This is a genomic window from Kocuria sp. CPCC 205260, assembly GCF_040981045.1.
GTDB lineage: Bacteria > Actinomycetota > Actinomycetes > Actinomycetales > Micrococcaceae > Kocuria > Kocuria palustris.
In genome coordinates, this window is the sequence record NZ_JAVKPT010000001.1 from 375,951 (window position 1) to 399,119 (window position 23,169).

General features: G+C 65.7%; 19 protein-coding genes and 2 pseudogenes. 8 read left to right on the top strand and 13 right to left on the bottom strand.

What is annotated here, in order from left to right:
• Positions 1–6: 6 nt before the first annotated feature.
• The 8 genes from RF645_RS01600 to RF645_RS01635 form a co-directional block, all read right to left on the bottom strand.
• Positions 7–1,290 (bottom strand): C2H2-type zinc finger protein, encoded by a 1,284-nt coding sequence (locus tag RF645_RS01600; RefSeq protein WP_368818474.1) that lies wholly within the window; start codon positions 1,288–1,290, stop codon positions 7–9.
• On the bottom strand, positions 1,287–1,634 hold the full coding sequence (locus tag RF645_RS01605) for a hypothetical protein (protein ID WP_278857063.1): 348 nt from the start codon (positions 1,632–1,634) through the stop codon (positions 1,287–1,289). The genes RF645_RS01600 and RF645_RS01605 overlap by 4 nt, the downstream gene beginning before the upstream one ends.
• Positions 1,634–2,050 carry a hypothetical protein gene (locus RF645_RS01610; RefSeq protein WP_368818475.1) on the bottom strand — a complete coding sequence of 139 codons (417 nt, stop codon included), beginning with the start codon at positions 2,048–2,050 and terminating at the stop codon, positions 1,634–1,636. Before RF645_RS01610 ends, RF645_RS01605 begins: the two co-directional genes overlap by 1 nt.
• A 126-nt stretch (positions 2,051–2,176) precedes the next feature.
• Positions 2,177–5,419, bottom strand: a complete 3,243-nt coding sequence (locus tag RF645_RS01615) for a hypothetical protein (RefSeq protein ID WP_368818476.1) — start codon at positions 5,417–5,419, stop codon at positions 2,177–2,179.
• 113 nt (positions 5,420–5,532) lie between these two features.
• A complete protein-coding gene (locus RF645_RS01620) occupies positions 5,533–7,452 on the bottom strand; it encodes a phage/plasmid primase, P4 family (protein ID WP_368818477.1) in 1,920 nt (639 codons plus the stop codon).
• A 1,148-nt stretch (positions 7,453–8,600) separates the two neighbouring features.
• Positions 8,601–8,945 carry a hypothetical protein gene (locus RF645_RS01625; protein WP_058871138.1) on the bottom strand — a complete coding sequence of 115 codons (345 nt, stop codon included), beginning with the start codon at positions 8,943–8,945 and terminating at the stop codon, positions 8,601–8,603.
• Positions 8,946–9,158: 213 nt separating this feature from the next.
• Positions 9,159–9,956 (bottom strand): type II CAAX endopeptidase family protein, encoded by a 798-nt coding sequence (locus RF645_RS01630; protein WP_350871193.1) that lies wholly within the window; start codon positions 9,954–9,956, stop codon positions 9,159–9,161.
• Positions 9,953–11,836, bottom strand: a complete 1,884-nt coding sequence (locus RF645_RS01635; RefSeq protein WP_368818478.1) for a DHH family phosphoesterase — start codon at positions 11,834–11,836, stop codon at positions 9,953–9,955. The genes RF645_RS01630 and RF645_RS01635 overlap by 4 nt, the downstream gene beginning before the upstream one ends.
• A 203-nt stretch (positions 11,837–12,039) precedes the next feature.
• Here RF645_RS01635 and RF645_RS01640 point away from each other — a divergent pair, with 203 nt between their 5' ends.
• Positions 12,040–12,375, top strand: coding sequence for an Lsr2 family protein (locus RF645_RS01640; protein ID WP_082676900.1), 336 nt, complete (start codon positions 12,040–12,042; stop codon positions 12,373–12,375).
• Positions 12,376–12,459: 84 nt separating this feature from the next.
• On the opposite strand, the gene RF645_RS01645 is transcribed toward RF645_RS01640, so the two are convergent.
• Entirely contained in the window at positions 12,460–12,963 is a 504-nt protein-coding gene (locus tag RF645_RS01645) for an SLOG family protein (RefSeq protein ID WP_368818479.1), read from the bottom strand.
• A 2,291-nt stretch (positions 12,964–15,254) separates the two neighbouring features.
• Between RF645_RS01645 and RF645_RS01650 the strand changes: the two genes are divergently transcribed.
• The 5 genes from RF645_RS01650 to RF645_RS01670 all read left to right on the top strand — a co-directional run bounded on the left by RF645_RS01650 (position 15,255) and on the right by RF645_RS01670 (position 18,766).
• Complete coding sequence (locus RF645_RS01650) at positions 15,255–15,401, top strand: hypothetical protein (RefSeq protein ID WP_368818480.1); 147 nt, start codon at positions 15,255–15,257, stop codon at positions 15,399–15,401.
• The gene (locus tag RF645_RS01655; RefSeq protein WP_368818481.1) at positions 15,398–15,949 is read left to right on the top strand and encodes a hypothetical protein; all 552 of its coding nucleotides are present in this window, start codon (positions 15,398–15,400) and stop codon (positions 15,947–15,949) included. The genes RF645_RS01650 and RF645_RS01655 overlap by 4 nt, the downstream gene beginning before the upstream one ends.
• Positions 15,950–16,038: 89 nt before the next feature.
• A complete protein-coding gene (locus RF645_RS01660) occupies positions 16,039–17,355 on the top strand; it encodes a hypothetical protein (protein WP_368818482.1) in 1,317 nt (438 codons plus the stop codon).
• Positions 17,356–17,363: 8 nt separating this feature from the next.
• A complete protein-coding gene (locus tag RF645_RS01665; protein WP_368818483.1) occupies positions 17,364–18,428 on the top strand; it encodes a hypothetical protein in 1,065 nt (354 codons plus the stop codon).
• A complete protein-coding gene (locus RF645_RS01670) occupies positions 18,425–18,766 on the top strand; it encodes a WhiB family transcriptional regulator (protein ID WP_082676901.1) in 342 nt (113 codons plus the stop codon). Before RF645_RS01665 ends, RF645_RS01670 begins: the two co-directional genes overlap by 4 nt.
• Here RF645_RS01670 and RF645_RS01675 read toward each other — a convergent pair.
• Entirely contained in the window at positions 18,763–19,743 is a 981-nt protein-coding gene (locus RF645_RS01675; RefSeq protein ID WP_368818484.1) for a helix-turn-helix transcriptional regulator, read from the bottom strand. The two genes, RF645_RS01670 and RF645_RS01675, sit on opposite strands and share 4 nt — an antisense overlap.
• Before the next feature lie 95 nt (positions 19,744–19,838).
• On the opposite strand from RF645_RS01675, the gene RF645_RS01680 reads away from it, so the two are divergent.
• Positions 19,839–20,204, top strand: coding sequence for a VOC family protein (locus RF645_RS01680; protein WP_058871146.1), 366 nt, complete (start codon positions 19,839–19,841; stop codon positions 20,202–20,204).
• Positions 20,205–20,344: 140 nt separating this feature from the next.
• Here RF645_RS01680 and RF645_RS01685 read toward each other — a convergent pair.
• Positions 20,345–20,878, bottom strand: a pseudogene (locus RF645_RS01685) (IS3 family transposase); the annotation flags it as partial.
• Here RF645_RS01685 and RF645_RS01690 point away from each other — a divergent pair.
• Positions 20,878–21,168 (top strand): annotated as a pseudogene (locus RF645_RS01690) (integrase core domain-containing protein); the annotation flags it as partial. The pseudogenes RF645_RS01685 and RF645_RS01690 overlap by 1 nt on opposite strands.
• Before the next feature lie 131 nt (positions 21,169–21,299).
• On the opposite strand, the gene RF645_RS01695 reads toward RF645_RS01690, so the two are convergent.
• Positions 21,300–22,193 (bottom strand): serine hydrolase, encoded by an 894-nt coding sequence (locus RF645_RS01695; protein ID WP_368818485.1) that lies wholly within the window; start codon positions 22,191–22,193, stop codon positions 21,300–21,302.
• Positions 22,190–23,098 carry a LysR family transcriptional regulator gene (locus RF645_RS01700; protein ID WP_368818486.1) on the bottom strand — a complete coding sequence of 303 codons (909 nt, stop codon included), beginning with the start codon at positions 23,096–23,098 and terminating at the stop codon, positions 22,190–22,192. The genes RF645_RS01695 and RF645_RS01700 overlap by 4 nt, the downstream gene beginning before the upstream one ends.
• Positions 23,099–23,169: the final 71 nt, after the last annotated feature.

Here is a 23,169-nt window from a genome sequence, read left to right on the forward strand (position 1 = left end):
ACAGCCTCAGCCGGCCAGGGCCTCCTGGATGAGCTGGATCCGCAGGCTCTTCTCCTCGAGCTGCTTCTTCAGCTCGCCGATCTCGGCCTCGAGTTGGCGGATCCGTGGATCGGGTCCCAGTGCCGCGCGCACGGCGAGCAGCACCTTCTCGGGATCGCGATCATCGGGAGCTACCGAGCCGGAGTGCGCTGCAGCAGCAGCCAGCGGCGTGGGGGTCGGCAGCTGCAGCGGCAGATTCGCGTTAGCCGGAACAGACTGGTCGTCATCATCAGCTGCCACGGGGTCAGCCTCCTTCGGGGAATCGGTGGAGTGGTCATGCGGGCCGGTGAGCGCTGGCTCCATGGGCGGTCGCGTCGAGAACCGCTTCGGCACCGGCGGAGCCTTCAGCCCGGCGGCCTCGAGATCCTCCGGCGTGATGTCCGGGAACGATCCGTCGGTGTGCACGCCGGCCTGGATCAGCGTCTGCAGCAGACGAGCCGTGGAGGTCTCGTTGAACCGCGCGATGTTGGCCACCGAGTAGGCGTTGGTGCGCAGTCGGCGGTGGATCCGCTGGTGCATGGTCAACGAGACCTGCTGGCGGTACACGCGCTGGCAGATCGGGCACACGAAGGAGCCGTCAGCCTGTTCGACAGGCTCATCAGCGTTCTCGTCGTCATCAGCCGGCTCAGGCTCAGCGGCGTCGTTGTCGGGCGTGACGATCTGCTCGACCTCGGGGACATCAGAGGCCTCAGAGGCCCCAGGGGTCTCTGCGACCACTGCGGTCTCTTCTTCTTCGGCGGTCTCTTCCTCCGCGGGCACCGACTTGTCGTCGATCATCGTGAAGGTGCGCTGACCGGGCTTGCCGCTGGCCTCCAGCACAGCATCCGGAGGCAGCGGCCTGGGCAGGCTGTCGAAGTAGCGCATGAAGTCCTGCCCGCCCTCGAGGAAGCCGTCCTTGACGGTCATCTGGACGGTCTGATCGGCCTGCTCTTCTTCAGCCTCGGTGACGCTCTTCTTGGCCAGGATCCGCTTGCGCGCAGCCCGGTGTTGCTGCAGGAACCGCTTCATCGCCGCCTGCGCGTTCTTGGTGCCGCGGTTGTAGGGCTCGTCCTTGTTCTGCAGCGACATCGTGAGACGCGCATCGTTGATCAGCAGCAGGTGCCGGTTGCTGGTGATCCTGGCCGTGCAGCCAGCTCGGATCGCCCGCAGCGCGAGCTCGCGGATCTGCGGGTCGAACCCGCGCAGCTGCTTGCCGCTCAGCTGCGTGAAGCCGGCCGAGGACTCGGTGAGCGGCTCGAGCGTGCTGCTCATGAGCCCAGCCCGGTCTCGTGCAAGGTGGGGCAGTTCTCGTTGAAGCTGACCAGCTCGTCGACGAGGGCTTCGACCTCCGCCACCGTGGAGGCGTTGGCCACCACGGCTCCGGCGCGGCGCATCTTCTTCTGCATCTCCTCCTGCTGCCGACGCGGAGTCTGGCCCGGGCGCTTGAGCTCCACGAAGACGGTCGCCGCCTTGGTGATCAGAGCGCGGTCCGGCACGCCGGAACGGGCGGGTGAGGTGAACTTCAGGCACAGGAAGCCCGCCTGGCGGCATGCAGCGAGCAGGTGCTTCTCGACGTCGGACTCGACGGTGGTATTACGGCGCACCCATGCGCTCATCAGGAGTCGTCCTCCTCGGCGTCGTCGGCCTCCTCGGGCTTCAGGCCGTCCGCATCGGCAGCGACCTGATGAGCCGCAGCGATCACGACATCGTCGTCGACGGCCATCCACAGCACGGCTGCGTTGCCGTAGGCCGACTTGCCGAGGCCCGGGGCCTTGTAGACCAGCCCGGCGGCGACGAGCTCCTTGAGGCGGGTGCGGACCCCGGAATCGGAGGCCCGCGGCGTGTCCGGCGTGGTGACGATGCGGAAGCGGTAGGCAGCGATGATCTCGTCGTGGGTCATCGGTTCATCGGCCTGGCGCAGGATGTCGAGGATGACCGGGCGGATCTTGGAAGCGCCCATGGTCGCGCGGATGGCGGCCGCGTAGGAGGTATCCGGATCGTCGGCGCGCACCGGCAGCTGTGTGGTGGACATGGGGATCGAGCTCACTCTCTGTTCTGTGGATGGGGTGGGTACATCGGGACGTGCCAGCAGATCTGCCTCGTCCTGGGAGATCTGCCTCGTCCTGGGACGCACGGGGCATCCCAGGACGAGGCCGGCTCAGCTGTTGCGCCAGTTCTTCGTGAACGTGGCCTCGAGCATCTGCGTGTAGATCTCCAGGTCGAGCGAGTCGATGAGCTCGGCTGCGGCCTGGTCGGAGAGGCAGTACAGGTCGTCGTTGACGATCCGCATCGGCCACCGGGGGTCGATGCTGTTGATCTTGCGGACCGCGATGTCGCGGTCCTCGGGGATCAGCTGCAGCGACGGGTTCTCGATGAGGTCGGCGCGGGTCGTGGCCCAGCCGTGGTGAGCGAGGATCCGCTGTGCCACGGGGTCGTGCCGGCTTCCGGGCTGACCGTTCTTCGCTCGGGACTGCTGCGAGGCGGCCGAGACCTTGGGGGCCGCGGCCATGTGCAGGTTCACCGCGCCAGGGGTGCCCTCACGGACGACGAAGACGCGGTTGTACATCTGCAGTGCTCGGGGCTCGACCAGCTCATCGCCGGCCGTGCCGCCGTCCGCCTGTTCGGCTGCGATCTGCGCTCCCATGTGCGTGGCCGCGAACGGGTACGTGATCGAACCGCGCGAAGCGGCCAGCACGTTCTGGAACATCCGCAGGGTCTGCACGGGATCGCTGTGGTCGATCGCCTCCTCGATGACCTGCCGACCCAGCTCCGGATCGAAGGCATCTCGCAGGCGATCCTGACCGCCGGTCGTGAGTCGCTTCAGGTAGTGCGCCAGACCTCGGTCCAGCACAGCAGGGTGCGACAGCGACTTGGTGGCCAGCGGACCGGTGAAGCAGGCCAGGGATCCCCCGCCGGCGGCGGTGATCTCCAGGTCCTGGATCTCGAACCCGCCGTCGTCGCGCAGCAGCCGCTGCGGCTGGACGGCATCCTCGAGCTCGGGCACCCCGCGCGGAGGCATCAGCTCCATGCGGTTGTTCGAGTCCTTGCTGATCAGGAACATCAGCTCGGGCTCGATGTCGACGCCGATGGCCGCCTGCTGCTCCTGGAGCACGCGGTTGTTGGTGGCGACGTCGAAGGTGCCGTCGTGGTCGATGACCGAGTAGAGGCCATCGGTGTTCGTCGAGATGATCCGACCGCCGGCCAGCGTCTGGGCCTGACCGATCCGCCACGTCAACAGCTGACCGATGATCCGCATCGCGATGATCGTGTTGTTCATCCGGATCGGGGTCTTGTGCGAGGCGTCGCCGGCACCGGAGGCCGAGTTGAGGATCAGCTTCGTCCCGTTGCGGGCGTTGGTCAGCGCGGTGCGCTGCTCCTTCGTCAGGCTCGGGTCCTTCAGCTGCTTGCCGAGCTCCTCCTTCTGGAAGTAGATGCTGGCGTAGCGATCCTCCCCGAGCTGCTTGTTGTAGAACGCGCGCATGTTGCGCAGCAGGTTCGGGTAGTAGCTGGTGAAGTCCTCGTGCACGACGAGCCCGGCCGAGGTGAACGTGAACCTCTTGTCCAGGACGTTGGAGCCATCGTCCTTGTCCTGGAACATGGTCGGGGCTGCGATGCCGGGGGCCTCGCGGAACTCCTTGCGGTTGCTGGTGAGCACCGTCTTGGCCTCGAGCACCAGCCCATCGGCGAGCACGACGTCGTACTGCATCGTCGCCTCGCGCTGGGTCGCCAGCAGATCGGCCGGATCCGGCAGCTGCGCCTGGGCGGCCGCCAGCTGCTCGCGCTGGAGACTGGCCTCATCCGTGACGCCGGCCTTCGGCTTGCGGTAGCGGACCTTCTCGGGGTCCGAGCCGATGAGCACCAGGCGCTTGTCGACCCGACGGCCATCGGGCAGGGTCAGCACGTTGTGCTGGTCCTTGGCGAGCTCGAGGAACTTCTGCGCATCAGCAGCGAACAGCCCCCGGGCCATCCGGATCTGCTGAGCCTGCTCGGCGTACTGCTCCTGCTGATCCTTCACGGCCTGGGCGTTGATCTCCGCTCCGTGGATGCCTCCGGTGGAGAACGTCACGAAGCAGGAGTCGGGCGAGCCGTCGGCGCGGAAGTACGGCACGTTCAGCGCGCGCTTGGTGATCTCCTTGAGCTCATGCGGCGTGTGCGTCGGACCGTGCCTCTGCTGGTACTCGGGCGAGTCGTTGAAGTTCTTGCCCTCGATCTCGCGGTAGAAGGCCAGCACCTGGCTGAATCGAGCCCAGGCCTGCTTCTGCAGCGTCGTGATCCTCGGATCATCCGGGTCCGCGATGTTCTGACGGAAGTACCTCTCGGTGTCGTCCAGGACGTTGGTCACCGGCACACCGCGCTGGGCAGCCACCTCAGGGTGCGGGTAGTTGAAGCTGACGACCGGGGCATCATCGAGGTGCCCGTATGGCGAGAGGATCCGACCGACCAGCTTCGCCGAGGAGCTGTCGATGCTCAGGCGATCCTTGCGCACCGTGCCGTCGGAGAGACGCCGCGTCTCGTCGTACCGGGCGACCAGGCCGGCCTTCAGGTCGAAGGCGTTGCTGTAGGTCGGGTCGTCGAACAGATGCGACAGACCCACGCAGTCCGAGACGTTGTAGGCCAGCAGATCGTAGAGATGCTCGATCGACTCGATCACCGTGTTTTGCGAGAGCTTCTCGGACTCCAGGATCTGGCGGCCGAGCATGCCGAGCTGACGCTTCAGCGCGACCTTGACCTGAGCCTCGTTGAGACGAGCCACATCCAGATGCCGACCGCTGGCCAGCATGTTCTTGCGCAGGACTGCAGCCGGGCTGTCGTAGCCCAGTGACTTCGGCATGTAGTCGATGTAGGTCGAGTAGAGCAGGTCATTGTGCCGGCGCAGCTCTGCGGCCGAGGCCGGCTGGAAGACCGGGCCGTTCTGCTGAGTGGGATCGACCGGGAACGACTCGGCCAGGAACTGCGCCAGCATCACCGTGTCGTAGTTCTGCGAGTTGTAGCCGGCCAGGAACGGGCTGGTCATCGGGTTGTAGTCGGTGTCCGTGTCGCAGACGGGACGGAACTGGACCGGCAGCCGGGACAGATCCGTGGGATCGCAGACCTGATCGGCCGTGGAGGCACCGACCAGCTGAGCCAGCCGGGACGCACCGGGCTGCGTGGCCAGGTTCCAGGGCACGAAGCTGGTGGGGCCCATTGCTGGGTTGGCGGCCACGACGCGGTCGTAGAGCACTGCGAAGTCGATCTGGGCGACGAGGCTCGGGTCATCGATCAGGTAGAAGATCTCGAGCAGGTGCACCTTGGGCTCGTCGCGCACGGGCATGTAGGCGCAGATGGTGAAGGCATTGGACAGGGACTCGATGTCGTAGAAGGTGAACATCGAGCCGTCGGCGGTGACGGGTTCACGGCGCATGATGGGCACCTTTCGTGAGCAGGGAAGGGACACGCGGGCCTGGCCTGTCCGAACCGGACAGCCAGACCCGCCAAATCGAGACAGCACCCGGCCCGGCCTCGCCGGGCGATGCCTCAGGCATCCGTGTCATCGGGATCAGCACCGGTCGCATCGGGATCGTCCTGATCGAGCCCGGCAGCGACGCCGTAGGCCGAGGCGGTGCGCACCAGGCCGCGGTAGCTGGTCTGCAGCGCGGGCTGGCAGATCTTGTCGAGGTTGGTGCCGCGGTAGTGCGGGTTCATCCACGCGGTCAGCGAGTAGTGGTGGATCAGGTGCTCGGGCGCACTCATCATCTGACCGGGACGGATCTTGCGAGAGCGGTCCGGGCAGCCCCACATCGAGTCCTTGCGCACGGCCGAGAGCAGATCCTTGATGAAGGTCCGGTCCGCCAGCACGATGCCGGCCGGGTAGTGCCGCGCCATCCAGGCCTTGTAGTGGTCGTAGAGGAACGTGAAGGGCAGTAGGTCCCAGACGTACTCCTCGCGGAAGTCCTCCCAGAAGGCGCGCACCGGGTCGTTGGACTTCTTGTACTCGTTCAGCTCGTCGAGGGTGGCCTTCGGCTCGGAGAACTCGTAGTAGCTGCCCGGGGTCTCAGCACCGGCTCGATGCAGGCAGTACCAGAGCACGTACTCGAGGACCTCGGTGCGCATCAGGTAGTCGTTCTTGATGTAGCGGCGCTCGTGGCCGGTGAAGGACTTGTCGAAGGGCACGAAGAGCTGCCGGCGGTAGAACGACTCGGACTTGTCCTTCACGCGCGGGTGCTCGTTGAGGCACTGGACCATCAGCCCGAAGAACTGGTGGGCGATCGGCATCCGGTGCTTGCGGTTGATCTGGATGACGTCGTTGGTGACGATCGCCTTCAGGTTCGCGGCCTTGTCGATGTAGGTGCCGACGTCGTTCTCGTCGACGATGATCGCCGAGGCCCGCACCAGCGGCTCGAGCGCGAAGTCCTTGCCGAAGTCCGACAGCGGGATCGAGGTGTGAGCCCGGGGCCCGCAGAGGTTGCGCATCAGGGCGCACAGGGTGCCCTTGCCGTTGTTGCCGACCTCGGAGTAGAACCAGGCGGTCTTGCCCCAGCGCACGCGCGGTCGGATGATCGCGCCGATGATCTCCCAGAGCAGCTCCGGGACGCCCTCATGATCCGAGAGGTCCTGGATCCATGACTCGATGTCCCAGACCGTGCCGTCCTGCGGATGGGTGATCATCGGGCAGACCGCATCGGCCACGTAGTCGATGTGGCACTTGGTCAGGAAGACGATGCGCGGGTCGAACGGGTGCAGCGACTTGGCCTGAAAGGTCTGGATGGTGCCGTCGATCTCGAGCTCGGCGTCCTCGGTGCCGTAGTGGAAGATCCCGTTGTTCACGGCGATCAGGTCACGGTGCCGGCACTGGGTGACACGTGGGGCGTCCTCGCGCAGCACGGCCGTGACCTCCTTGAAGTCGTTGAGCGACAGGCGCGTGGAGTAGCGACGAGCACAGGTGCGCAGGTCGTCCTCACTGGAGGTGTAGGTGCCGGCCGAGGGTCCCTCGGGCTGGTACATGGCCAGCAGGTCGTACTCGCGATCGGTGTCCTTGTCCGAGGGCGCGACGCGGATGATCCGGTGCAGCGTGAGCATGATCTGGGCGATCTGCCAGGGCCACAGGGCTCGCAGTCTCGACTGCTTCTCGGCGTTGCTCGAGGTCTTGGTGCGGTTGTCCCGGTCGATGACCGTGTTGACCAGATTGAGCAGTCGCTGCTCGATGATCTCAGCGTCCGGCGCGCGCTGCGGATCCAGGCGCGAGAGGTAGGCGTCTGTCGCTCGGCGCACGACGGCATCGATGGAGGCCTGAGTGCTGGAGCTGAAGTGCTTCTCGAGCTCCTGGGATGCTTCGAGCCCGGGATCGATCACGGAGCCGGGGCCGGCTGCAGTCGTGAGATCCGTGTCCGGCTCATCGGAGTCCGGGCCGTCGAAGGGGTCGAGGTCGTCGCTGTAAACGGGGTCGTCGGAAGCCATGGGCTGTCTCTTTCACGATGTCGCGAAGACCGAAGCAGCCTGGCAGTGGGAAGGCCGTTTCCGTCTCGTAATCGAATGGAATGTGGAATGACTCTACTTCACGAGAGGCCTCTCGCACAAGGCTGTCGAGTCCGTGACGGCCTCGTCAGTCGCGCATCATGCACAAGAGGCAGTGCGGCACAGGGCACCTGAGGCGGGAAGCGCGAGTCGGCATGTCGAGGGCGCACCCGCGGCCGGCGTCAGCCGGCAGGACGTCGAGAGGACCTGGAGACAGGACAGCGAGGACTCGAGCGGATGGTCAGCTCAGGACGCAGGCTGCAGGTCGGCAGTCGGCGGATCAGCCCGGACCGAGGCAGGTGTACCACCAGTGGTGGTACACACGTCGTGCCTGGTCAGCCAGGGAATGGGGCCGATGAGGAGGGGGCCCTGTACCACTTCCCGATCGTACATGGTACGGGCATCGCCCCTAGTCAGAAGGGCTTTATGGGGGCTTGTACCACTTGTACCACCTAATCTGAAGTTATATATGGGCGGTACACCCTCCTTGCCTCATGCACGCATGTGGCCATATAAAAATGTCGGGATTTGGTGGTACAGGTGGTACATCTGCTGCAATCGCGCTCTGACCAGGTACGATGTCGTACCGCGACGCGATCGGCAGGTGGTACAGCTTCTCGTCGGGCCGTCCTCTCGACAACCTGTCGTGCCTAGTCAGAAGGCCTTTCTCGGGTCCTGTACCGCTGTACCACCACTGCTGGTACACCTCGGCAGTCGAGAGCAACTGCGACAGGTCTGTCGACTTAATCGCTCGACGCGCGAACAAGAGATCGAGGAACGGATCAGAAGTTCCTCTCTGATAGTCCTTGCGCACGTTCTCGTGTGTGCTATTGTTTTTCCCAGGTGGTTGAGCCAGTCCGCTGTCGTCACCTGTACGTTGTCGCTTTGGAATGCGAAACTGAGAAGCCGGAGAGCTTGAACCCCCGTGGGAAGGGGTCCTGCTCTCCGGCTTCTCGCATTTCAGATCGGCAGCGCACGCTCACCCGTCATAGGCTGCGTGCGCTGGACCCGCACTCAGGCGGATCCGGGAATGTGGGCCGCGTCGAGAAGGCTCTCGACGCGGGAGGCACTGCGCAGGCGCAGTGCAGGAATCACTCGATCGCGTAGATGAGCGTGTAGGACATCTTGATCCGGCGATCGCGCCCGACGGTGCCCGTGCTGGGCGTACGGCGGATCGCACGGTAGCGGCCCTTGGAGCTGCCCATGTCGATGAAGCGCTCGAGCTTGGCGTCCAGGCGATCACGGGCTGCGTCCGGGCTCGCATCGATCACATCGATGACGAAGCGGTGGTAGAACCCGCGGTCGAAGGTCGCGTGGCTGGTGTCCTCGAAGATGGCCTCATCCAGAGCACGATCAGCAGCCGCATCGATATCAGCGCGCCGCGGCACGAGCAGCTGGCCGGCAGAGTTGTAGCGGCAGGGAGAAATGATGGTCATGACGAGCGCACCTCCTTCGGCGAACAGATCAGCGTCATCGACTTCTGGGGATCATACGAGATGAACGGCTTGCCCGTTCGCCGATCCCTTCAAGACCGACCCCGTGACCGGGATGCCCGGTCACCGACGCACGATGGCCTGGGACGCCTGCGCCTTGCAGCGCCGGCGTCCCAGGCCAGGAGATCTTCGCTGAATCCGCGACCGCGGGACATTTCAGCTGTGCTCGATCTCGCGCTCGTGGGCGCAGTGCCAGTCCACTTGCCGCAGCAGCACCATGGCGCAGATGAACAGCACGGTCAGCACGACGCCGACCACCGGGTTGGTCAGCGCACCGATCAGTCCTGCAGGCACCGTCAGAGCCGCGACGTTGAACAGGAAGTGCCCGGCCATGCAGGCAGCCAGCGAGTTCGTGCGCTCGTAGATCCAGCACAGCAGCACCGACAGCGGGGCCACCGCCAGCATCTGCACCGCGTTCATGTGCATGACCGCGAAGGTGGCCAGCGTCAGGATCACGGAGACCACGATCGAGAGCCGACGACGCAGCAGCGGGTAGACCAGCCCGCGCATCAGAGCCTCCTCGGCGACCGGGGCGATCAGCAGAGAGAGCAGCAGTGCCGGCAGCACTCCGCCGGCCTCGCGATCCGCCACAGAGTGCTCGAAGCCAGCACCGCCGGTGCTGGTCAGCACGAGCACCCCCAGGACCTGGCCTGCCAGGAAGGCCAGTCCCAGCGCGAGGATCATCGGCAGCCACATGTTCCGGGGAAGCCGCCCGCGAGCTGCAACCTCTCCCCCAGCGCGTGCTGCAGGATCGAACAGCGGCGGCTTGCGAGCACGCAGCACCAGCACGCAGGCCGCGGCGATCACTCCGGTGACGATCGTGGCCCACACCGGCGACAGGCCCAGGCTCAGCGCCAGGATCGCGACGACGCAGTAGCCCAGCAGCGTGCCTAGCGGCACATACAGCGCCCACCAGGTACGAGAGAGCACAGACGACTGATCGGCGGGGCTCACAGGTAGTCATCCTCGAGGCGATCCTGGATCACGGCCTGCACCCGCTCGACGCCGCGGAACTCGTTGAGCTGCAGGGCCGCCGTGAAGCGCAGGGTCCGGAACCGGTGGCCGGCATCGATCACCTGGCGCAGCGCCTCGTAGTGCTGCTCGGCGGCATTCCACCACAGCAGCTTCATTCCGCCGGCGGTGATCATCTGCAGATGCTGGGACTCCGAGCCGATCCGGCGCAGGGCCAGATGGTTCGTCGACACGACGAGCTCGACGCTGGGGGCCTCGAAGCGGTGCCCGAAGGGCTTCATCGAGGCGATGCGACGGATGAAAGTCTGCATCGCCTCGACGTCCTCCAGATCCGTGTCGCAGTCGTGGCTGACACCGATGCGCAGATCAGCCGCTCGAGTCTGCGTCTGCTGCGCGGCAGCCGAGGCCAGAGCAGCGTTCTCACGCAGGGCATCGACCAGTTCGGGCAGCAGATCCGCGCGCTGCAGCTTCACACCGCAGGCCTGCTGGTGGCCCACGGCGTGCATGCCCATCACCGGGGCCAGCACGTCGATCACCGGGAACCACTGCGGGGCCCGGGCCGAACCGCCGATCGGAGCCGAGGCGCTGCCCGGAGCCGACATGACCACGGCCGGCAGACCGGTGCGGTGCATGATCTGGTTGGCCAGCAGACCCTGCATGCCCGTGGGAGCCGGCGAGAACCAGACCCACGGGGCCAGCGGCTGCGCGTGGGCCTTCTCATCGTCGAGCATCTGCTCGAGGTACTCGCCGGTGCGCTGCTTGCGGATCGCTGAATACTCGATGACCGTCTGGGCCGCGGCGTGCATCTCGTCGATCGTCTTGGAGGTGAAGATCTCGAAGCAGGGCGCGATGTCTGTCTCGATCCGCCGCGGGCTGTTCATCGCCGGAGCCAGGTAGAAGCCGAAGAACTCCTCGGTCAGCTCGGTGTCCGCGCGCAGCTTGTCCGCCTGAGCGAAGGCCTTGAGCAGCGTGGCGAATCCGAGGAAGGCACGACGGTAGACCGGGTGCAGGTCCGAGGCCGGCATCAGCTGGATCATCGTGGCCTGGCGGGGATCCATCAGGTCATAGTCCGGGACGAGCTGGTTCCACGCATCGCGCTTCGTGCGCGGGGCGGGAGCTCGTAGCAGACGGGCGATCGAGACTGCGTTGCGCACGAGCTGACGGTTCTCGTAGAGCAGCGGCATCACATCCGAGACCGTGCCGAGCCCGGCGAACAGCGACAGCATCCGGATCTGCCACTTCTTCTCGGGCGCGAACCGGGCCGCGTAGGCCTCCAGGACCTGATGCAGCACGGCGGCCCCGCAGATCCCGGGATGGGCGTAGGTCTCATCCAGCCGGCAGGGATCCACGGTGATGTCGGCCGGGCAGCCCGGCTCCAGCTCCTGGTGGTGATCCGTGACCAGGGTGATCCAGCCCCGGGTGCGTGCAGCATGCAGACCGGCGTAGGAGTTCACGCCGCTGTCGCAGGTCAGCAGCACGTCGGTGTCCGGGAAGAGGCGATCGATCTCCTCGATGTCGGCGCGCGTGAGCTCGTGGCCGCGGCGGTAGTCGGGGATCTGCAGGTTCACGTCGAAGCCGAGCTCGCTGAGACCGGCATAGCCGAGCACGCCCGAGGCGATGCCATCCATGTCGAAGTCCGGCGCGATGGTGATCTGCAGACCCTTCGCCCGGATCTGGTCCAGGCACTCGATCATCGGCTCGAGGTCCTTGAGGGGCTCGTGGGAGGGGTCCTCGATCTGGGCGAGGTACTCGTCGGTCCAGCCGCGACGCTGGCGCAGCAGGGCGAAGAGATCGACCGTGGGGTCGTTGTCTAAGGGGACGGAATCGAACACGCGATCCTCGTCAGAGGCCATGAGAGTCATGAGTGGAACTCCTGCAAGTGGGCAGTTGAGTGGACAGCGTTTCGGGTGTCCTTGTTTATTAGTGCTATTCTAGCAGTACCGACTGATAGATCTGCGGATTCTGCAGGAATAGAGGATCCGGCTGGCCTTCAGAGCTGCCATAAGGCACGACTCGAGTGCATATATGGGTGACCTCTCAGCCGGAATGGATTACTTTGTGGCCCATGGCTATCCGACAGATCGTAGAATCCGACCTCAGTGGCAGCACGAACGCCTCGACTGTGACCTTCGGCCTGGAAGGCACGTGGTACGAAGTCGACCTCACTCCGGAAGAGCGGGATCAGCTGATCCAGGCTCTGAACTCGTATCTCGAGATCGCGCGCAAGGCCGGGCCTCGCCCGAACCCGAAGCGCTTCGTGCCGGACACGACGCCCGAGCAGCGCGACATCGTGCGCCAGTGGGCCAAGGACGAGGGTTTCGAGATCGCCGACCGCGGTGTGATCCCCAAGCACATCTACGCCGCCTACAAGCAGGAGCACGGCGGACTCCCCCAGGTCTGAGGCCCGACCCATCCAGCTCTGATCCGACACGACACAGCCCCGAGTCGAGTGCACCACGCACAGCGACTCGGGGCTGGCTCATGCTCAGAACGGCGGCAGGGTCGGATGCACGATCGTGCGCACGTCCAGACCTGCGTCCAGAGCCGCACGACGAGCGTGCATCGTTCCGTGCGAGAAGTGCCCGGGTGTCCAGTGGTCTGTCTCGCGCAGATCCTGCTGGGCCGCCTGCGGGCAGTCCGGCTTCTTGCACAGATCCGCGAAGGCGATCACATTCACGACCGCGCCGGCGTCCCGGGCGATGACGGCCTGGTCGACCATCTCCTGGTTGCGCACGAACCCGGCACGACGACCGTGGGCGTCCCAGTCGGCCGGCATGCGGTGGATCGGGAAGCGCGGCTGCGACCAGACCTGCTCGGCGAGCTGATCAGCGCCGGTCGGGCAGGCACCGGAGATCAGCACCGGGATCGTGACCGGCACCGGACCGGCCAGCCACTCGTCGAACAGGGCCGAGATCGTATCGGTCACTGCTGCTTGGCTGTCCCAGTCGCGGGATCCAGTGACCATCAGGACGTGAGATGCCTGGCTCATGGGTCCGAGCCTCCTTCTGCAGTAGGTGTCATGGGGTCGAGAAGTCTCAGCACAACGTTGTGCGCAAAGTTTCTGGAAACGTTTCACGAAAAGTTTCGGTGGTGACGCGAGCCGCTCTCCGGCTCGATCCAGCACATGGCCGACAGGGCGGATCTGCCCTGTGATCGCGACCGCCGGTCAGCTCAGAACGAGAGGATCAACGACTTCATCGCAGGGCTCGTCCCAGTTCGGCCGAAGCTGATCCGTGGAGGACGGGCCGGTCATCGAAGCCGCACGGAATGTCACATCGAGACAGCTCGCGGCAGTCGATGTGACAGTCGATCGCAGCACAGCAGGATCACCGAGCCCGAGCCGAACTGATGACTCTGGACTCGATGCTCTCTTCTCATCGACACATCACTGCTCTCGAGCCAGCCTGCGCTGGCCATTCCTGCCGACGGCAGGATCGCTGTCTCCTTGGCAGCTCGAGCTCTGCGCTGCATGCACCGCCCGCGGTGCGCTCGAGCTGTCGCCGCCGGCGGCGGCCTCACACTCCCGGAGCCTGAGCGACGCACGTGGGACACCGGTGCCGCGCCAGCGGCAGATCCCGGGCATCCACGTGCGCCGCACAGGCTCATCACCTCGGGCCTCGCTCTCCTGGCGGCGAATCCACTTGTGGATACATGCCGCGAGAGCCCGAGGTGGGTCATCCTCTCTGAGCGCAGCGATGGGCATAGGCCCGCAGGGAGCGCCAGCGACCGGAGGGATCAACCGAGCGCCAGCGAGGGTAGGAACCCGTCGGCTATGCCGACTCACACGTCCCGAAGCGAAGCGAGGGGCCGGGCGCAGCCCGGGTGCGCAGCACCGTGTGATCAGGTTCCCTTATGCCCTTTCTCTCCCCTTGCCGCTCCTTCTCTGTTTCAGCGCCGGAGCGTCAGCGGAGGCCTGAAACATCAGGGGAAACGATCCGTACACCCTCGACCCGTACGGGTGTCTCTCTCTGCCCGTAGGGCGTACGGGTCGGTTCGTTTCGCCTGGTCAGCAGCTTGTTAGGCGTACGGTCTGCTCTGTGTGCCTGATACAGGCGTACGGGTGGCCTGTTGATGCTCCAGCGAGGCACGAGCGCTCATCCGTACGGGTGTCTCTGCCGGTTGTGCGGCTCGTGGTGAGCATCAGTTCCGGAGCCGGTGGATCCTGCTCTTCTGGCTGAGTCGCTGCCGTCGGCAGAGCACCGCCTGCAGGACGTCCTGAACATCCCGGCGGAGCCGGTGCAGGCTGTGGATAACTCTGGGTCGTCCGTGCGTGAGACTGATCAGTCTCCGGCTTTGTTCACGAGGTGCAACCCCCAGCGCCGGCTGGCTGGTCAAGCACCGGCAGACCTTGCCTCTGGTGCTTGGTGCACAGGAGAGGAGCCTCTTTGGGCGAGTGGTTGCCTCCAGGCTCCTCTCCTGTGCGCCAAGTCACGCTGGGCCCGTAAGGCCCCTGCAGTTCCTGCGACGGGCATCTCTGGCTGTTTTCCCGGGCCCGATCTCCAGCTCTCTGCGACGACCAGCCAGCTGGCGCGCCCCGCACTGCCCCGGTGATGCACCGGCACTGCCCCAGTGCTCCTCCGGTGCCGGCAGCATCTGCCTCCACCAGCTCGCAGCTCGAGGTGGGTGCACCTCAAGCAGACGGGGCGCGCCAGCGGCACGGCTGCGTGTGACTGCGCGGACTGGCTGAGCGCCCTGCCGGAGCCGCATCGCCAACTGCGTTCTCGAGGCCCGGTCCCGTCCGTGGATCGCACCCTGCGGCCTCCCACCTCGAGCTGCGAGCCCGCCCTGTTTCACCGCCGTGCAGCAGCTCTGAAGAGAGGCCTTCTGAAGGCCTTCGGCAGGACTTTCATCGGCCTTCGACTGGCCTCGATGAGACCAGATAGTGGCCTCCCATTGGCCAGCAATGACCACTGCAGGGCCAGTGAAAGTCCTCAGGGTCCTCTGGCCGGGCTGGATGAGCTTCTCGAGGGGTCTTCAGGCACCAAAACGGCCTTTGAACGGTCGCGCCGAGGCCACTGGGAGGCCGATGAAAGTCCCCCGCAGCCGGAGAGAGCCGGAGGGGACTTCCGGTGGCCTCTAGGAGACCTCCAGCTGGTCTCGCCGAGGCCGATGAAAGTCCTCAGCACCGTGTGTGGACTTCGAGTGGCCTCCGAGAGGACTTTGAAAGGTCTTGTCGAGGCCACCGAAAGGCCATAGACTGTCTCTCGACAGGGTTTCTCGAGTCGATGGCGGACACAAGCACGGCATGCCATCGACCTGACAGGAAGGAGGGCTGCCTCCATGGAACATGCTCAGCATCAGCGTCAGCTCGCCGGGAAGCGCGCGGGCAAGACCTCGTTCTACGCCCGGGTGATCGCGGACGCGGCCTCGGAGAAGAAGAGTCGCGAGGCGACTCGTGAAGACGAGGATGAGGTGTCCGGCGCATGAGCACTCGCGATGCCTCTGCAGCTGCATCGGTCGTCGAGACAGAGGAGGTGTACGAGCCGCGGCGACTGCGCTGGACGGTTTCGGCCGCCGATGTCTCCACGCAGGCCTGGGTGAAGGCTCAGGAGGACGTCCCGGCGTCGCTGCGTGTGCTGGTCCGGGAGTCGATCGAGCGCGAGGGCTACACGGACGTCTACAACCGCCCGGTGGACCAGAAGCCGCGGCAGGGTCGACCGCCTGCGGCCCCGACGCCGGCGGTCGCGCCCAGCCGGGATCTGCCGATCGATGCAGCGCAGGCTCAGGAGCCTGCGCTGCTCGACGAGCCGGATGAGACAGAGCAGCCTGCGCAGCTCGAGCCTGAGGCTGAGCCGGTGCAGCCGCGGCGGGTCTCCACGATCAAGCGCCGCGCCTCGGATCCGCAGTCCGATGACGCCGGATCGGCCGCCGGCAGTGTGCCGCAGACCGTCTCGTCGGCGGATGGCGACAGCGCAGAGGCACCGGTGCCTCGACAGGTCGACATGAACGAGATCATGCGCTCGACGCGGCGTTAGATCGAGATCACTGAATTAGATGCTCTCTCATACTCCTGAGCAGAGCGGGCAGCATTTCCATTCTTCATCATGAAAGCGGGACGAGAACCATGAACAAGCACGATCGCATCAGCCTCACCGGCGGCATCGACGTCGGCAACGGATATGTGAAGGGCGTGATCCGCAATACCGAGCTGGATACCATCGATGACATCGATCTGCCCTCCGGTGTGATCAGCACGTCGCGCTCCACGCCGAAGGTTCCGGTGCCGGATTCCAAGGCGGCAGAGATCACCGGCGGGGATTTCTACAACGTCCTCGACTGCTCGATGGTCACGCCGCTGGTGACTGCTTCGGATCGCCGGATCTTCGGTCGGGCGGCCCTGTCCGTGCGCGGCTCCAAGTTCACCGAGTTCGAGGTGCTGGGCCGTCACTCGAAGGCCGATCAGGAGCTGTCGGCAGTGCTGGTGCTCGGCGTCTTCGCCGCCAAGGCCGTGCGCGACTACGTGTCGGTCCACGATGAGCTGCCCGATCACGAGCTGACGGTGGATGTGCGCGCCGGGCTCGCGCTGCCGATCTCCGAGTTCGTGGCCAAGCGCCATGGCTTCGCCGCGCAGTTCATGGGTCAGCCCGGGGAGCCGGCCACGCACATCGTGACCGTGAAGAACTTCTCGACGCCGGTCGCGGTGCGTCTGCGCTTCCTGGACGTGCAGGTGGTGGCTGAGGGCGCATCGGCTCAGTACGCGATCTCGGACAAGGGCGAGACCCTGGCGGCTGCCCTGCTGGAGGATCTGCGCAGCCGCGACCCGCAGCTGGTCGAGGGTGTGACGGCCCAGGATCTCGTGGCCGTGCGCAACACGGTCGGCGTCGACGTCGGAGAAGGGACCGTGAACTTCCCGGTCTTCACCGACGGGGCCTTCAACGCCGAGGCCTCCGACACGCTCGAGTCCGGCTACGGCACGGCCCTGTCCAACGGCATGGACCGGATGGTGGAGAGCGATTCGTCTCTGCAGTTCTCCTCGCGCAAGCAGCTGGCCGACTTCCTGCAGACGGTTCCCTCGGCCTTCCAGCGCGGGCGGCACTCCCGGGCTGCCGGTTTCGTCGCAGACGAGGCCGAGTACCTGGTCCAGGAGATCGCCGGCATGTTCCAGAACGTGCTCGCCCAGGCTGGGGCTGCCACCGAGGTGGTCTACGTCTACGGCGGCGGCTCGGGACCGCTCAAGGAGCAGCTCTACCCCGCTCTGCACGCGGTGGCCGGCGACGTGCCGGTGCTCTACCTGGACAGCAGCTACTCCCGGCATCTGAACCGCGAGGGCCTCTACCTGGCCGCCCGTGTCGCCGAGCTGAACCTGCTCATGTCCTCCAGCGAGGGCGACGCCGAGGTCCCGGCCGCCGAGCAGGCTCAGATCGCGGAGGCCGCGCGATGAGCACGGCCGTGACGACTCCTGAGCAGCAGGCCGGACACGTGGTGATCCCGGTCCGCGATGATCCCGAGCGCGAGCCGGATCATCGCAGCCAGCGCTCGTGGCCGATGCGCCACCGCCGCCTGCGCCGACTCGGCAAGGTGAGCGCGCACCTGATCACGCTGATGCTGCAGGCCAGCAGCGCGGCCGTGGAGGGTCTGTTCCTCGGGCTGCTCTACAGCGGCGCAGGCGTGCTGCTGCTGATGCTGTTCGCGGCCATCGTCGGCGGACCGCCGCAGAGCCTCTTCAGCACCCTGCCCGTGGAGTTTGTGCTGAATCTGCTGCTGCTGTCGATGATCATCGGAGCCGCGATCACGACCGTGCGCTGGTGCCTGCGCCGGGCGCATGATGCACGAGCCCGGAAGGAGAAGATCGGCGACGCCGGAGAGGGCACTGACCGTGCTGCCGATCGTCTTGTGGCTGCTGATCTGATCGGCCAGTCGATGATCAGCTGGCAGCAGGGTCGGGTCGGCCAGCGCATCGAGATGTTGGATCTGCTGGCGGATCAGGGTGCGAGGGTCACAGCCTCGATCATCCCGGGTGATCCGGCCAGCCGCGGGGATCACTTCGTGCCCCTGCTGGTGTCTGAGCACGATGACCGGATGGTGTGCATGGCCGGCATCGAGGCCATGGTCCGCCAGATGCAGGCACATCGTGCAGTCGAGGGCCGCCATGATCGGCGACAGCGAGCTCACCTGGATTACGACTTCCGCTGGGATCTGCGCGACGGACCGTCCTGGCTGACGGCTTCGGAGGAGAAGCTGGATCAGCTGATCAGCAACCAGCGACGACTGCGTCTGCTCGAGGGCGAACCCACGAATCTGCTGGGCCCGCTGCTGCTGGATCGAGCTCAGGTCGATGCGGCGAACATGCTGGATCGTGTGCCGTCGGAGGCCATCGAGGAGCTCATCGATCAGCTGCTGAAGGATCGCGTGCTTGACAGCCAGGACATCGGCGAAGCGCTGGCTCGTCATGGCGGACTGTGCGTCCAGTCTTCGGAAAGGACTGCTGCGCCCTGGCAGCGTGATCTGCCATGAGCCGCTGGATCACCGAGCAGGTGCGGCCCCTGCAGACGAGCCTCACTGAGTCGTGGCGCGAACAGGCAGCCTGCACCAGCGCTGATCCGGACCTGTTCTACGCCGGCGGGGCCTCGACCGTGAAGGCCAAGAAGCTGTGCGTGAGCTGCCCGGTGCGCCAGCAGTGTCTCGACACGGCGCTGGCTGCGACCGAGCGCTTCGGGATCTGGGGCGGGATGACGCCGATCCAGCGCCGGGTCTACGAGCTCGAGCACTCCAGCCATCGGGTGCCGCAGGCCTCGCTGGAGAGGGCACGCCAGGAGGCCGCCTACGAGCGGCAGATGGAGGAGCAGTCCTAGGTGTAATGACCGGAGACGTTGATTGAGCCTGCCGGGTTGTGAGCTTGCATCAGTTGGTGGGCGAGGTCATGGACGCGCTGCACGGCTTCAGGTGGGTCGAGGACTTTGATGTGGTCCCCGAATTGGAGGAGCTGGCGAACCGACTCGATGTCGGGATAGGCCACGGTGATGGTGAGCCACTCGTCGACGGGATTGGACACGTCGACCAGACGGCTCCCCAGGATCCTGGCGGCGAGGTCCAGCCGGTTGGCCCGCAGGTGAGCGTTAATCTCCACGCTCGCGTCGGTGGTGAACGTGCCGACCAACTGATCCCAGACTTTCTCCAAGGGCTGGCCGGGCCGCAACACGGCCGGTTCGTCCATAGCCTTGTGTGTCACCAGGCGATTGGTGTTGAACATACGCGGCGTGCCGTCCACGTCACCAACCAGATACCAGGCGGCCTGCTTGCTGACCAGTCCGTAGGGGTCGACCTGGTAGGTGTCGGCAGTGGCGTGTCCGCTGTGGCGGTAGGTGACGACGAGCCGGCGGCCCTGCCGGGCCGCAGCCAGCAAACTCGACAGGTCCCGGGTCGTGGCAGGCGTGAACCATCCGGCAGGGTCGATCAATAGGACATCGGTCAGAGGCGGTTCGCCTGTGCCCCAGCGACGGGTGGCTGCCGTGAGCTTGGCGCGGGCGTGTTCACCTACCTCTCCCAGGCCGATCTGTGCGAGCTGGTCGGGGCAGAGGCCGACTGCCGCGAGGAGCTGCAGCTCGGAGGGATCGAGCCGTGACAGGTCCAGACGGGAACGCGCGTCGAGCACGATCGCGCCATGACGGCCGCGTTCTGCATGGACTGGGACACCGGCAGCGGACAGGGCTTCAACGTCGCGCAGGACCGTCCGGGTAGACACCTCAAAGCGGTCAGCGAGCTGCTGGGTGGTCATCCGTCCGTGCACTTGGAGCAGCAGGACGATCGACAGCAGACGAGAAGCCTTCATGTCCTCATTCTCACAAAAAATATGACAGGAACTGTCGTGTATCGGCGATGTGCTGGGGGACGTTTACACGCCAGCCCAACCCTTGGAGGCCCGCCATGACGGCACCCAACCTGTTCCTGACCTACGTGACCGACGCTCAGCGTTCTACCTCGTTCTACAGCGACCTGTTCGACATCGAGCCCACCTTCACCAGCCCCCGCTATGTCGCTTTCGAGGTCGCGCCCGGCGTCCTGTTCGCGATCTGGACCGGCCACAACGAACACACCACCCTGGAGACGCCGCGCACCAGCGAGCTCGGACTGATGCTGCCTGGCGGGGGCGACGCCATCGACGAGGTCTATCAGCAGTGGGTCGCCAAGGGCATCCGGGTGGTCGAGGAGCCCCACGACGACGTGTTCGGCCGCACCTTCGTGATCGCCGACCCAGACGGCAACCTCATCCGCGTCAGCCCCGTCGACTGACATCCCACCCCATCCCCTACGTGGCGGCGAGCAGCAGCTCGCCGCCATGAATCGCCCCGGGTTTGTTAGAGGCTGAGTAATGCCGTCTCGGCGGATGCCGCGAGGGTCTGCTGCACGGATAGGTGACACTCTGACCTGACCTATGGTCTGGTTTCCACTCTTGGTCGCTTGCTTCCGGTAGTGGTGAGTGTCCGCGGGGTGCGGGCGAGGTCGTAGTCGTGGGGTGTCGCGTACTCGAGGGAGGAGTGTCGGCGGCGACGGTTGTAGAACACCTCGATGTACTCGAAGATCGCGTTCGCGAGCTCGACCCGGGTCTTCCACTTCTTCCGGTTGAGCAGTTCGATCTGCATGCTCGACCAGAACGATTCCATCATCGCATTGTCGAGGCCATCGCCGACGGTGCCGAACGAGGGCAACAGGCCCGCGGAGCGGATCTTCTGGGTGAAGACCCACGAGGTGAACTGCACTCCATGGTCTGCATGCACGACCCCTCCGGGGGCCGGTTGGCGTGCTCGGATGGCCATGTCCAGGGCGTTCACCACCAGGGTGGAGTCCTGCTTAGAGTCGATGGCCCAGCCGATGATCTTGCGACTGCAGGCATCCAGGACCGCGGCGCAGTAGACATTGCCCTCTCGAGTGGGATGCTCGGTAATGTCAGTGACCCACACCTGGTCAGTTTCGAGCGCGGAGCTTCGTGCACGCCCTGAACCGCCATCACCTCATCGGATCGATGGGCAAAGTCGGTGCTGCCGGGGACAACGCCGCGATGGAGTCCTTCTTCGCCCTGCTGCAGAAGAACGTCCTGGACCGCAAGCGGTGGCGGACCCGCGACGAGCTGCGGATCGCGATCACCACCTGGATCGAGCGGACCTACCATCGACGCCGCCGGCAGGCCCGTCTGGGTCGATTGACCCCCATCGAATACGAGACCATCATGAACCCGACCGTCAGCCTGGCGGCCTAACCCCAGCTGACACCTGATCGCGCATCAGTCCCACCAGGGTTTTTCAGAGTTCACCGGTTCCTCCTTCCAGCCGGTTCATCTGCCCGGCTGAGTCCGGGCGAGGACGGTGACATTTCCAGACGGTTCGGGACTCAGAGGAACTGACGCAGGAACTGGACGAGCTCGCGGGCTGCGGCTCCGACAGCTGCATCCGCCCGGGGCAGCGACGGGTCGCGACGGGCCGCGCGCGTCATGACGCACAGGATGACAGGGGGTTCATCGCGGTGCTGCACTGCGCCCGCCTCGTGGCGCAGGGGGCCAAGGCTGCCCGTCTTGGCGGCGATGGAGACTCCTGGATAGGAGAACGCGCCGGCGAAACGGTGAGCCCATACCTGCTGGGACAGCACCTCTCGCACGAAAGCGCACCCAGGCGCGGAGGCCGCCTGGTCCATCCAGACCTGTTCCACGAGACGAACCATGTCCGCGGGGGTCGTGCTGCTGACGCGCTTCGGATCGAGCGCATGAGAATCCTGGCCGATGTTGATGTCAGCTGGCTTCACCACCTCATGGCCGTGCTGCTCGGCGAGCAGATCGAGGGTCAGGGCAGCCCCTCCACGGACATTTGTGCATTCGGCACCCAACGTACTGAGCATCGCGCCGATGTCGGCTTCCCCGAGCAGATGCAGCAGCGCGTCCCCGGCGGCATTGTCACTGACGGTCACTGCCATCCGGGCTAAGTCCCGCCAGCTCATGGTGACCGGGTCCAACAGCACAGACAGCCCGGTCCCACCCCGTGTGCGCTGCGACGGCTCGAGCCGCACCTGCTCCCGTGGGTCCACGAGACCTTCCTCGCAGGCCCGGACGAAGGCGATGATCAGTGGCAACTTGTACAACGACGCCGTCGGATAGATGCGGTCGGCATCGACCCTCACCTCGACGACTTCCGGACGACCCAGGACCTTTGCGCAGACAGCCCCCTCTATTCCTGCGTCTGCGAAGATCGCTTCAACCGCGGCGACGACATCATGGGTCAGCGTTGACTTCATGCCATTCCTTGAAGGTCGGAGGTGATCTCACGCGCGGCGTCCTGCAGCAATCCCCGGTCGATTCCGCCTCCTCCGGCCGCGATGACGACGCGCAGCCGCAGCGGAAGACACCCTGCCGGCAGAGTCAGCGCCGATACGCCGGGTGGCGTATCGGCAGATGCGCTGAGCATGAATGCCCGCCCCGAGACGGTTTCCGCCAGCCCTGCTGTGCGATCGGGAATCTCAACTACGAGAGGGTGCGCCCGAGACCCTGCCGAACGCAGCTCGTCCGCCAGGAGGTCATAGGCGGAGGGCTGCCAACGCCGCGGGGCGGAAGCTATGGGCAGAGCCAGTAGGCGACGCAGGCCGGCGGGATCGAGGGGTCGACTGCTGCATCCGTCCGCTGTCATGGGCAGATGCCGGTCGGCGCAGATGAGACGCTGAGGCGTCGCGACAATGGGGCCAGGCTCGTGTGCTCCGATGACCGACGGCGCGACCACCACCGCCAAGTGAACGGCGGCTTGGCGGCTGTCGCCGCCGTCGACCTCTGCCAGGTCCTGGATCGCCTGCTGCGATGGGCTGCGGCGCACTGTCAAATCTCTCGAGGAGGCCCAGCGCAGGACCCATTCGTCCGGAACCTCAGGGGCCACAGAAATGACAGGACGGTCACGCTCCATCGGCTCAGCAATAGAGGAGCGCAGCGCTGTCTCGGCCTCCACCAGGGCCCTTGCCGCGGGCACTGCCCTCCGACCAGCGGCAGTAAGGGTGACCCCCTTGGGATGACGCGCGAGTAACTGCACACCGAGCAGTTCCTCGAAGCGGCGCAATGACTGGGAGAGCGGCGGTTGGGCGATCCCGAGTCGGTCTGCTGCCCGCCCGACATGCCCTTCCTCGGCGACTGTCAGGAAGTAGGCGGCCAGTCGCACGGGGTTCGAGCTGCGGCGGCCGCCTCTGCTTGTTCCCTGACCTAATGGCATATCCGCTGACATATGGTCTT